Source organism: Brevibacterium sp. Marseille-P9724 (genome assembly GCF_902500275.1).
In the GTDB taxonomy this organism is placed as follows: Bacteria; Actinomycetota; Actinomycetes; order Actinomycetales; family Brevibacteriaceae; genus Brevibacterium.
The window spans coordinates 16,436-28,767 of sequence record NZ_LR722995.1 but is presented as its reverse complement, the minus strand read 5'-3'; the positions used below and the strand labels follow the sequence as shown (position 1 = coordinate 28,767).

Genomic DNA, 12,332 nt, shown 5'->3' with positions numbered 1-12,332 from the left:
GGCAAATATACCGATCGTCGTTGACGACCTAGAGTGGTACCGAAAGCTTTAGACCACTCATGAGGTGATGAGCGTGACGCAGGCCTACACCGCCGAAATCGCACAGAGCTGGCAGCAGCTGTCCGGCAATCCCGGATCAGCAGCCCTTGTCAGCGCGTATTATCCGAATGTCACCGAAAGCGATTTCGAGGTGTACGGTCCGGAAGTGCTCGCGGCCACCCTCGACTACCACTTCGGTGTTGCCGGGCGCTTCGACGGCGAAGCACCGCAGATTGACATTCACAACCCTGACGCTGACGATCCTGACTACACGGGCAATCGCACCATCATCGACATCGTCGTCGGCGACAAGCGGTTTCTCCTGTCCTCGATTGTCAATAAGGTCTCCAGCCTCGGCTACGCCATCCGGGCTGTGCACCACCCCATCCTGCGGACCGTGCGCACCGGTGGCACGCTTGAGGTCATTGACCCGGCACAGCTGCAGCAGACCACAACCGATACATCGGCCCTGCCGATCATCTCGGCTGAACTAGGCGACGGCGGGCAGACGAACGTCGAATCGTGGATCCACATTGAAATCGACCGGATCCCTGAAGAGGAATTCGCCCAGCTGCAGGAGACTCTCGCCAGTGTTGTCAGCATGCTCAGCGCTGCCACCGGCGATTATCCGGCCATGCGGGACCGAGCTCGGGAAATCGCTCAGCGGCTGCGCGAAAATCCGCCGGCAGACGACCTCGAAGACGAAGCGAGCGAAGCCGCGGCACTCCTGGAGTGGCTTGACGGCCGGTTCGCTTTCATGGGCTACCGCGAGTACCGGCTGAAGAACATCGACGGCCAGTCGGTTCTCGAACCCATTGAAGCCACCGCGCTGGGCATTTCCGCTATGCGCAGCGCCACCACCTCACCTCTGTCAGAAGCCGTTGCGGCACATGCAGAGGACCGTCACGTTCTCGTCCTGACAAAGGCGAACTCACGCTCCCACATCATCCGCCCCGACTACATGGACTACCTGGGGGTGAAAACCTTTGACGAGAACGGGCAGATCGTGGGCGAAAAGCGCTTTGTCGGCCTGTACACCTCGTCGATGTACACCTCGTCAGTCCTTGACATTCCCGTCATCCGCCGCAAAGCCCGAGAGATCATCGAACGTTCCGGAATGTCGCGCGAATCGCATTCGGGCGACGAACTGCTGTCGGTGCTTGAAAGCTACCCGCGTGATGAAATCCTGCAGTCGTCAGTCGAGGACATCGAAAAGGTCGTCCTGCCGGTGGTCAATCTGCAGGAGAAGCGCGAAGCCAGCGTGTTCATCCGCCGTGACGACTACGAACGCTTCGTCTCCGTGCTCGTGTATGTTCCGCGCGACCTCTACGACACGGCCTCCCGCAAACGTGTAGAGCGAGTTCTGCGTCAGCGCTATCGGGCTGAGAGCGTGGACTTCGACGTCCAGCTGAGCTCTTCGGCGCTGGCTCGTCTGCACTTCACCGCCCGGGCTGCCCGCAGTGAGCCGCTGCCCGCGGTCGACTCCGCAGAAGTCGCCGCCCGGATCCGCGGGGCCGTGCGGTCCTGGAGCGAAGACGTGCAGGAATTCCTCGCCCCTTCCGGCACGCGCGTATCCCACAGCGACCAAGCCCGAGTCGCCCTGTGGGGCAATGCTTTCCCAGGAGCCTACGAAGAGTCCTACACGCCGCACGATGCTCTGACTGACATTGCCCGCTTTGAAGAGTGCGAACGGCTCGGCAGCGCACTCATGCGGTTCGAACCGGACTCCGAGCATCTGCGCGAAAGCGGCATCGACCCGGAAACACTGCCGGAAGACGCCGAACTGACCCGGGTGCGCATGCTGTTCTACAAGCGCAAGCCCGCATCGCTGTCGACTATGCTGCCGCTGCTGTCGTCCATGGGCGGGGACATCATCGACGAACGTCCGTACCGCCTGTCACTCGGCGACGGCACGCAGCGCTACCTGTATGACTTCGGCATCGAGTTCCCCACACCCATCACGCAGGCCGACTTCGGCCGGCTGGAAGATGCCTACCTGGCCGGGTGGATGGAAGAGCGCGAGTACGGCAACCTCGACCGTCTGCTGCTGGCGGGCCTGAACTGGCGCGAAGTCGAACTTCTGCGCTCGATCGTCCGCTATCTGCGGCAGGCCTCGGTGGCCTATTCCGACAGCTACATTGCCCGCGTGCTGGCAGCGAACACCGACTTGGCCCGCGGCCTGGTCGACCTGTTCTCCGCAAAGTTCGACCCCGAGTTCTCCGGTGATCGCGAAACTGCGGTCAGTGAGCACGATAACCGGGTGGAGGCAGGCCTGCGCGGTCTGGCAACCCTCGATGAGGACCGCATCGTACGCTCCATGCTGGCCTTTATTCGGGCCGCGGTGCGCACCAACTTCTACCACCCGGCCGACGGCGCCCTGCCCACGGCGCTCGCGTTCAAACTGCTGCCCGAAGAGCTCGGCTTCCTGCCGCTGCCGCGCCCGCAGATCGAAACGTGGGTATATTCGCCGCGGGTTGAAGGCGTGCACCTGCGCTTCGGCGCTGTGGCTCGCGGCGGTCTGCGCTGGTCGGACCGGCGCGATGACTTCCGCACGGAAGCTCTCGGCCTGGCCAAAACCCAGATGGTCAAGAACGCTCTCATCATTCCCGCCGGTGCGAAGGGCGGCTTTTACCCCAAGGGGCTGCCGGTGGGCGACCCCGAAGCCCGCGCAGCCGCCGGTCAGGCCGCCTATGAAGAGTTCATAGGCGCACTGCTGGACATCACCGACAACCTCGACGGCAGCGGCACGGCTGTCAGCCCTGAACGCACTGTTGTATACGACAGCGAAGACGCCTACCTCGTCGTCGCCGCCGACAAGGGCACCGCCCGCTTCTCCGATGTCGCCAACGCGATCTCAACAGCCCGCGGCTTCTGGCTGGGCGACGCCTTCGCCTCCGGCGGGTCCAACGGCTACGACCACAAAGAAATGGGCATCACATCACGAGGTGCCTGGAAGTCCACGGAACGCCACTTCCGTGAGCTCGGGGTCAACACGGATGAAGATGACTTCACCGTCGTCGGTGTCGGCGATATGAGCGGGGACGTCTTCGGCAACGGAATGCTGCGCACACCCCACACCCGCCTGGTTGCTGCGTTTGACCACCGCGACATCTTCATCGACCCGAACCCAGACGCTGCCGCTTCTTTCCAGGAGCGCAAGCGGCTGTACGATCTTCCCGGCTCATCGTGGAAGGACTACTCGCAAGAGCTCATCTCCGCCGGCGGCGGCGTGTTCTCCCGCAGTGCGAAGGCCATCACGGTCAGTGCGGAGGCAGCCGAGGCCCTTGGGATTGAGCCGGGCTCCACCTCGCCGGATGACCTCATCCGCGCAGTCCTGCGCGCTCCGGTCGACCTCGTGTACTTCGGCGGCATCGGCACCTACCTCAAAGCGTCGGAAGAAACCGACCTCGACGTGGGCGACAAGGCAAACGACGCCATCCGCATCAACGGTTCCGACGTGCAGGCGCGCGTCGTGGTGGAGGGCGGAAACCTCGCCTGCACTCAGCGCGGCCGCGTCGAAGCCGCCCGCAGCGGGGTGCGCATCAACACCGACGCGATCGACAATTCCGGCGGCGTCGACGCATCCGACCACGAGGTCAACATCAAACTGCTGCTGGAACAGGCCATTGCGGCAGGCTCACTGGCCCGCGAAGACCGCAGCGGGCTGCTGCGCTCGCTGCAGGACGACGTCGCTCGGTCGGTGCTCGAACACAACTACGCGCAGAACGCCGCGCTCGGCGATGCCGCGTGGAACGCCCGGTCTATGACGCAGACACACGAACGGCTCATGGCCTACCTCGAAGAGCACGCCGGGCTCGACCGCGAAGTCGAAGCGCTGCCCACAGACGCCGAACTGACCCAGCGCCACGACGCGGGTGGAAGCATCACAACGCCGGAAACCGCCGTTCTGCTGGCCTACGTCAAAATGGATGCCGGCAGCCAGATCTTCAATTCCGCTGTGCCGGATGAGGCGTTTATGCGCCGGTACCTCGCAAGCTACTTCCCACCATCAGCGGCTGAGCGCTTCTCCGACATCATCGAATCTCATCCGCTGGCCCGCGAGATCGCGGTGTCGAACCTCGTCAACAGGATCGTGGACTTCGGCGGCATCAGCTACCTCTACCGCCTGCTGGAGGAAACCGGAACGACAATCGCGCACGCGGCGCGCGTCTACACCGTCGTCAATGAGCTGTTCAGCCTTGAGGCGCACCTGGATGACATCCGCACACTCGACAACCGGGTGTCCGTTGATGTGCAGAAGCGCCTGCAGTACAACGCCGTCAGACTGCTGGACCGCGCTTCGCGCTGGCTCATTCAGCAGGCTCCCGGCGAATTCGATGTGCTCAGGGCCCTCGAGTACTACCAGGCGACCGTCGCTCAGCTGCGTGAGCTCATGCCGTCGGTGCTGCAGGGCAAGGACCTGTCCGACTACCAAGCGAACAAGCAGGCCTACGTCGATGAGGGTGTTCCGGAGGACGTCGCGGCTCGGGCTGCCGGGCTGCTCGATGAGTTCTCACTTCTGGACATCGTGCAGATCGCCAGCCGCGTGGACCGCCCGGCCCTTGACGTGGCGGCCGTCTACTACGGCATGTCGGCCCGCTTCGAAGCGGCTTCGCTTCTGAAGATGATCGGCAGGCTCGACCGCAGCAGCCGGTGGAAAGCACTGGCACGCGCTGCAACGCGCGATGAGTTCTACCAGGCCCTGCACGGCATCGTGGTGTCTGTTTTCGATGTCTCACACACCACCGCGCCCACGCTGGAAGACCGCGCAGTGGAGCGCATGGAGCAGTGGGAGTACACCAACCGCACGAGCATGGAGCAGGTGGTAGGGCTCATTGAGGAGATCAACAGGATTGACGACCCGGGCCAGGCGCCGATTTCGGTTCTGCTGCGCATGCTGCGCTCGGTCGTCCGCTCCACCGAGTTCCAGTCTGAAGTCCGATGACCTTCTCAAAGGAGCTGCAGGCTGCCCCGTCGATTCGCGGTGAGGAAGACATTGAGTGGATCCACCTGCTGGTGGGGGATTGGCAGCTCATAGCCGACCTGTCGTTTGCCGACCTCGTGCTGTGGGTTCCCGAAAGCGTCGACGGCGACGAGAGCTTCCGCATCATCGCGCACTGTCGGCCCACCACCGGGGCGACTGTGTTTCACCGCGACCAGGTGGGCGAACGCGCTGAGCCCGGGGTGCACGATCTGCTGTCCCGCGCCTACGCGCAGAACCGGATTGTGGCCTCCCACGAAGACGAGTGCGATCTGGCGGAGGTCGAAGCTGTGCCGGTCAGGCGCGACGGGCGCACGATTGCGCTGATGACCCGCCACACTCAGGGCGTGCGGCGCGGGGGCGTGAGCCGTCTGGAGCGGAACTATCGCCTGTGCGGATCGACTCTCATGGCGATGGTTGCCGAAGGCTCTTTCCCTGGAACCGAGGCGCCCTCGGCTGCTCGCCGAGGTGAACCTCGGGTGGGCGACGGTTTGGCTGTTCTCGCCCGCGAGGGCAGGGTTCGGTATGTTTCGCCCAATGGGATTTCGGTGCTGCACCGGTTGGGGCACGAAGGTGATATCGAGGGCCGCTACCTGGCTGAGATCGTATCGGGCCTGATCAAACAGCAGCGGCCTGTCGACGAGGCGCTGCCGTTGGTACTCACCGGTCGGGCCGCGTGGCGAACGGAGGTCGAAGCCGGCCGGGTAGCAGTGTCGCTTCGGTCTATTCCCCTTTCTCGCGGCGGTGTGCGAACGGGTGCGCTGGTTCTGCTGCGCGATGTTTCGGAGATCCGCAGGCGCGAACGCGATCTGCTCAGTCGTGACGCCATGATTCGCGAAGTGCACCACCGGGTGAAGAACAACCTGCAGACAGTGTCGGCTCTCCTGCGCCTGCAGCAGAGGAGGGCAGAATCTCCGCATGCCAAAGAATCGCTGTCGGAGGCTATGCGCCGGGTTGAGATGATCGCGGTTGTCCACGACGTGCTGTCGCAGGGAATAGAAACGGAAGTCAATTTCGATGAGATCGTCGACAAGGGCCTGCGCCTGACCCCCGAGCTGGCTTCGCCGAACATCCGGGTGGCCGTCAGCAGACGCGGCAGCTTTGGGCCGATCAGCTCGGCTGATTCGACTTCGCTTGCACTGGCGCTGACAGAACTGGTCACCAACGCGGTTGAACACGGCTTCGGAGGCTTTGACGACGAAGAGACGGTTGAGGGGTCGGTGACTGTTACACCCCGCCGCTACGACGACCGCCTCGAGGTGATCGTCGCTGACACCGGGGTGGGGATCTCAGATGAGCGCGGACCGGGCTCCGGCCTTGGAACGCAGATTGTCCGCACGCTCATCACAACCAACCTGGATGGGACCATTGAGTGGCGGCCGCGCCCCGGCGGGGGAACAGAAGCAGTCATTGACGTCCCGCTGCGCGAAGGTTCGTAGCGACACCTGCGCGGGGCGGAAGAACTCTGAGAGCATCAGAGGATCACGATGAGCAGCGAAGGAACTCTGAGAGCAGCTGCGTGCAAATGCAGAAGCGGGGACTGAAACCTCAGTCCCCGCTCGCTTTGTCTGTTGTCAGCGTGCTCTGCGTGCGCGGGCTGCACGGCGTTTGAGGGCACGGCGTTCGTCTTCGCTCATACCGCCCCACACACCGGCGTCCTGACCGGAGTCAAGGGCCCACTGCAGGCAGGTTTCAGCAACTTCGCAACGACGGCATACACTTTTGGCCTCTTCGATCTGGAGCAGGGCCGGCCCTGTGTTTCCGATGGGGAAGAAGAGTTCCGGGTCCTCATTGAGGCACGCTGCGCGATGGCGCCAGTCCATGGTGTCCTTTCGTACGGTTGCCGTTAGGCAGGCGGCTGGTGAGGGCGACGAAGCGCACCTGTTCCAGGTGTTGAATAAGGGAGCGAGGGTGCTTCGAATGGCCTGTAGCTCACAGCCTGTTTCAAGGGTCACATATGGCGCACTCGTGCACAAGGGGTTTCTTGTGTGAACTCCATGACAACTCAGGTTGGCCGCAGAGTGATGGTCGGAGCTGTTTGCCGGGAACGCGCGGACCGGTCAGTTAGGCCACCCCGGGCGTTTGCCATAATGCACCTGTGAAGAATGTGCTTGATCCCTCGCAGAACCGTGTAGTCATCATCGGCGGTGGTCCCGGCGGATACGAAGCCGCTCTCGTCGCCGCTCAGATGGGCGGTGAAGTCATGCTGGTCGAAAGCAACCGCACCGGCGGTTCGGCAGTTCTGACCGACGTTGTTCCCTCGAAATCGCTGATCGCAACTGCCGAGCTCATGGTTGAGATGGAATCGGCTTCGCACCTGGGCCTCGTTCAGTCCGGAGACTCAGACGACTCCGTCCTGGGTGCCGACCTCGCCAGAATCAATGCGCGAATCAAACGGCTTGCAGACGCTCAGGCGACTGACATCAAGCACGGACTGCACGAAGCCGGTGTCAAAGTCATCAAGGGCCGCGGACGGCTGGCCGGGCCCGATCTTGTCGACGTGACCGAAACCGACGGCACCGAATACCAGCTCAAAGCCGACACTATTCTGCTCAGCGTCGGCGCGCACCCGCGCGAACTCGATTCCGCCAAGCCGGACGGCGAGCGGATCCTCACCTGGAAGCAGCTGTACGATCTCGATGAACTGCCCGAGCACCTCGTGGTTGTCGGCTCCGGTGTGACGGGTGCCGAGTTCGCCTCGGCCTATCAGGCGCTCGGGTGCGAAGTCACCCTCGTGTCCTCCCGAGACCAGGTGCTGCCGGGCAAAGACCAGGACGCCGCCGAAGTGCTCGAAAACGCTCTGCGCGGCCGCGGCATGAACGTGCTCAGCCGTTCGCGGGCGGCGTCAGTCACCCGCGACGGCGACAGTGTGACGGTGGAACTGGCAGATGGCCGCAAGGTCAAGTGCTCACACTGCCTCATGGCGGTCGGCTCCATCCCCAACACCGATGACCTCGGCTTGGACAACGTCGGAATCGCACTCGAAGACTCCGGTCACATTGTGGTTGACCGGGTTTCGCGCACAACAGTTCCGGGCATCTACGCTGCGGGTGACTGCACACCCGTGCTGCCGCTTGCTTCGGTTGCCGCCATGCAGGGCCGCATTGCCATGTGGCACGCTTTCGGCGACGCCGTTATGCCGCTGAAGCTGCGCAATGTGGCCTCCAACGTCTTCACGGCACCGGAAATCGCAACGGTCGGCTTCACTCAGGCGGAGATGGCCGAAGCCGGCCACGATGTCGAAGAGCTGCTGCAGCCGCTGCCGACCAACGCGCGGGCAAAAATGCAGGGCATCAAGGACGGCTTCGTGAAGATCTACGCCCGCCGCGGATCAGGTTCCGTACTCGGCGGCGTTGTCGTCGGCCCGAAGGCATCCGAACTGATCATGCCGATCACGGTTGCTGTTGAGAACCGCCTGACCGTCGATCAGCTCTCAGCTTCCTTTGCCGTGTACCCGTCGCTGTCCGGGTCGATTACAGAAGCCGCCCGCCGCCTGCACCACTCGGCAGGTTTGGACTTCTGAGTTTCAGCCGCAGAGCCGTACCGCAGCGGCGGTTACAGCAGACAGCAGCAGAGCCGCACACAAAGTGCGGCTCTGCTGCTGTCTGTGGCCCTGCGATTCAACTGCTGCCTGCGGCATCAGGTGCCTTGCCGACCTCGGGCGCAGACTCAGCGGGCAGAGCTTAGGAAGCGAAGGTGATGAGTGTTGTTCCAGACTTGACGGAAGCGCCAGCCTCCACGAGAACGTCGCTCACAACGCCTTCGCGGGCGGCTTTGAGGGGCTGCTCCATCTTCATGGCCTCGATGACAGCCAGCGTCTGACCTTCGGACACTGAATCGCCGGCAGCCACCTCGACGGACACGATGGTGCCCTGCATGGGTGCTGCCAGCTCAGCCGATTCGCTTGCCCGCCGTGAGCCCTTGCGGCGCAGGCGACGGGCGGGGCGTTCGGTCGCAGCGGCTGTGTTGCCGGCCGCCGCCAGCTCCTTGGGAACTTTGACGGTCAGGCGGTGCCCGTCGACTTCGACGACAACATCGACCGAGCTGCTTTCGGCACCCTGGTCGGCCTGCGTTGAAGCGGGGATGTCGAAGTTCGGGACGTACTCGGTCTGCAGCCATTCGGTCGACACAGAGAAGTCGTCTGCGAAAGCCGGCTCGTTCACCAAGGCCCGGTGCAGCGGCAGAAGCGTTGCGACCCCTTCGAGTACGTATTCGCTCAGTGCGCGGCGGGCGCGGGCGAGTGCATGCTGGCGGTCTTCGCCGGTCACAATGAGCTTGGCGAGCATGGGGTCGAAGTCCGAGGTGACGAAACGGCCGACTTCCACTCCGGAGTCCATGCGCACGCCGGGTCCGGCAGGCTCGCGCAGAGCGGTGATCTTGCCGGTTGCGGGGAAGAAGTTCTGGGCGGGGTCTTCTGCGTTGATGCGGAACTGGATGGCGTGGCCGCGGGGGGCGGGGAAGGATTCGGGCAGAGATTCGCCCTGGGCGATCTTCAGCTGCCATGCGACGAGGTCAATGCCCGCGACCTCTTCCGTGATGGTGTGCTCGACCTGGATACGGGCGTTGGTTTCCATAAACGACAGCGTGCCGTTGTCGCCCATGAGGAACTCACAGGTGGCAGCGCCCACATAGCCCACGGCGTGCAGAATGTTCGTGGTTGCCTCTTCAAGAGTGGCAACCTGTTCGTCGCTGAGGAACGGTGCAGGGGCTTCTTCGATGATCTTCTGGTTGCGGCGCTGCAGAGTGCAGTCGCGCGTCGACCCGATGAGGACACGCCCGGCGGCATCGGCGATCGCCTGGACTTCGATGTGGCGGGGACGAAGGATCTGCTGTTCGACCAGCACGTCGTCGCGGCCGAAAGCGGCTTTGGCTTCGCGGCCGGCGGATTCGTATGCGTGGGGCAGTTCGGCCCGGCTGGCCGCCGTGCGGAAGCCGCGCCCGCCGCCGCCGTGCACGGCTTTGATGACAACGGGGTAGCCGATCTCGTCGGCTACGGCGAGGGCGTCGTCGACGCTCTCCACCGGTCCGTTGGATCCGCGCGTGGTGGGTGCGCCGACTTCACGCGCCACAGCGCGGGCGTTGGCTTTGTCTGCAAGGCCTGCGATGGCTGCCGGGGGAGGTCCGACCCACACGAGGCCCGCGTCGATGACCGCCTGGGCGAATTCGGGGCTTTCTGCCAGGTACCCGTAGCCGGGGTGGACGGCTTCAGCGCCGGAGCGTTCGGCGATTGTGAGGATGGAGTCGATGTCGAGGTAGGTTTCAGCCGCACCGCTGCCGGGCATGAGCCAGGCATCGTCAGCGTAGCGGACGAAGTCGGCGTCCGAATCGGGTGTTGTGTAGGCGGCGATCGCGGTCAGACCGAGATCGTGGCACGCCCGGACAACCCGCAGGGCGATTTCACCGCGATTGGCGATGAGCACCCGCGTGAACGGCTTGGTTTTCACCGTTGCGGAAAAGGTCGGCGACATTCGCTCTCCTGAGAGGGTCGGGGATAGACACAGCAAATCTAGTGATGAGCACTAATGGTTTGTGTGCTGGTGACAAAATGAATGGAAAAGCTTTTGGCGCAAGCATTGGGTGTGCGTGTCTGCTGTGGGCTGGCCTACTCTGCCCGGGCCGTGACACCCGCCTTCAGCCGCGATCAGACGCTCGCACCGGAGGCCCGGTTCCACAGGGAGTGCCATTCGACGCCCAGCTGTCGGCACATATCGCGCAGCAGGGGTACTGACATGCCCAGAACGTTGGTGTGATCGCCTTCGATTCGGGTGACGAAAGCGGCTCCATAGCCGTCGATTGTCAGCCCGCCAGCCACCTCGAGAGGCTCTTGGGTTCCCACGTAGGCCTCGATTTCGGCATCTGTGAGTTCAGCGGTTGTGATGAGCGTCGATCCCACGGCCTCCGTGAAGTCTTCGACTCTCGGTGCGCTTCCGCCGGTCGGACATTCCAGGCGGGCCATGAATATTCCGCTGTGCAGGTGAGCTGTGCGTCCGCCCATTGTCCGCCACAGTGCGCGGGCGCGCTGCGGGGTGTGGGGCTTGCCGACGGCCTGCCCGTCGAGCTCAAGCATGGAATCAGAGGCGATGAGAACAACGGGTTCTCCCGCTTTGCCCGGCAGATTTTCAGCAGTGAGTTCGCTGATGACCGCACGGCCTTTGGCAGATGCCAGAACGGCTGTCTGCTCGGCGGTGGTGAGTTCGCGGCCCGCTTTCTGCGCAGCGAGGCTCAGCGCCGCATCTTCGTCAACACCGGAGACAATCACGGTCGGCTCTATGCCGGCGGCTCGCAGAATCGACAGTCGGGAAGGCGACCCGGACGCGAGGATCACAGCGGTCATTCGGCGCTGTCCTGTTCTTCTGCAGATGCACAGCTCCTAGGCGCCCGGGCGGCCTGCCTCTGCAAGGCAGATGTGGGTGCCGGGGGAGTGGACGACGGCTGGGACTGCTGTGCGATCGCAGTGGGAAAATCCATGACCCGGGCAGCTGTTGTGACAATTGCCGAGGCGATCTGGGCGCTGCCGAAGCGCGACGGATAGCGACCCTCTGGGGCCAGGAGGCTCATACGCGATGTCCCGGAGAGCAAGTGGGTGAGGCTGATGGGGACCGCGTTCGTCGACAGGGCCGCAACGGTCTGGGACCCGGCAAGAACACGCGACGAGCGGCGCAGGACCGTGCGCACAGGATTGCGCAGTCCCGGCAGGCTGCCGAGATTGGGTGTGGTCAGAACGAGCACCCTGTAGTTGCCTTCGACCTGCAGGCGGTTGATGGCGTTGGTGAGAATCGGCAGGCCGATGGTGCCCTTGACCGGGTGGACGACATCGGCGGTGCCCATTGAGATGACAGCAAGGCGAAGCTGGGAGCCTCCGGGTGTGCGCTCCATGGTCGGATCGGCCAAGAGCTCTGAGACCTGTGCGGCGATCGCGGTCGCTCCGACAGCGGGAACAGCGAGGCTGCGCAGGCGGACCGGTGACTGCGTCAAGGCCGAAAAACCGCGGGCAATGCGCACTGCGGGGTGGTCATCAGCGGTCTCCAGGCCGATTCCCGACAGCCACGAATCCCCAATGACGGCAACTGCTGGCAGTTCGCTGTCCTCGGTGCTGAGAGGGCCTCGGGTCCCGTCGTCGCACACAACGGCAGCGTGGGGATATTTGCGCCGCTGCGCATCAGCGCGGAATGCACGGCGGACTCGTTTGGACTGAGCCCGCAGGATTCCCGTTCCGGCTCCTGCAGCGGCACCGGCTGTGGTTCCGACTGCGAGTATCGCTTTCCAGCTGTTCTTCACGATCCCACTCTATCTGCCCTCGACGAAGGGTCTG

7 protein-coding genes are annotated in these 12,332 nt (G+C 63.8%); 3 read left to right on the top strand and 4 right to left on the bottom strand.

Going from position 1 to position 12,332, the window contains the following annotated elements; genetic code table 11:
- The first annotated feature begins 67 nt into the window (after positions 1 to 67).
- Positions 68 to 4,984, top strand: a complete 4,917-nt coding sequence (locus GC119_RS07785) for an NAD-glutamate dehydrogenase (RefSeq protein ID WP_226829364.1) — start codon at positions 68 to 70, stop codon at positions 4,982 to 4,984.
- The gene (locus GC119_RS07780) at positions 4,981 to 6,459 is read left to right on the top strand and encodes a sensor histidine kinase (protein ID WP_151952840.1); all 1,479 of its coding nucleotides are present in this window, start codon (positions 4,981 to 4,983) and stop codon (positions 6,457 to 6,459) included. Before GC119_RS07785 ends, GC119_RS07780 begins: the two co-directional genes overlap by 4 nt.
- A gap of 135 nt (positions 6,460 to 6,594) precedes the next feature.
- Here GC119_RS07780 and GC119_RS07775 read toward each other — a convergent pair whose 3' ends face one another.
- Positions 6,595 to 6,843, bottom strand: a complete 249-nt coding sequence (locus tag GC119_RS07775; protein ID WP_019175610.1) for a WhiB family transcriptional regulator — start codon at positions 6,841 to 6,843, stop codon at positions 6,595 to 6,597.
- A gap of 275 nt (positions 6,844 to 7,118) precedes the next feature.
- Between GC119_RS07775 and GC119_RS07770 the strand changes: the two genes are divergently transcribed.
- Positions 7,119 to 8,543 carry an NAD(P)H-quinone dehydrogenase gene (locus GC119_RS07770; RefSeq protein WP_070576635.1) on the top strand — a complete coding sequence of 475 codons (1,425 nt, stop codon included), beginning with the start codon at positions 7,119 to 7,121 and terminating at the stop codon, positions 8,541 to 8,543.
- Positions 8,544 to 8,703: 160 nt separating this feature from the next.
- Here GC119_RS07770 and GC119_RS07765 read toward each other — a convergent pair whose 3' ends face one another.
- From GC119_RS07765 to GC119_RS07755, 3 genes are all read right to left on the bottom strand, one after another.
- Positions 8,704 to 10,488, bottom strand: a complete 1,785-nt coding sequence (locus GC119_RS07765; RefSeq protein WP_151952839.1) for an acetyl/propionyl/methylcrotonyl-CoA carboxylase subunit alpha — start codon at positions 10,486 to 10,488, stop codon at positions 8,704 to 8,706.
- 173 nt (positions 10,489 to 10,661) lie between these two features.
- Complete coding sequence (locus tag GC119_RS07760; RefSeq protein WP_151952838.1) at positions 10,662 to 11,354, bottom strand: Maf family protein; 693 nt, start codon at positions 11,352 to 11,354, stop codon at positions 10,662 to 10,664.
- Positions 11,351 to 12,298 (bottom strand): SGNH/GDSL hydrolase family protein, encoded by a 948-nt coding sequence (locus GC119_RS07755; RefSeq protein WP_151952837.1) that lies wholly within the window; start codon positions 12,296 to 12,298, stop codon positions 11,351 to 11,353. Before GC119_RS07755 ends, GC119_RS07760 begins: the two co-directional genes overlap by 4 nt.
- Positions 12,299 to 12,332 lie beyond the last annotated feature (34 nt).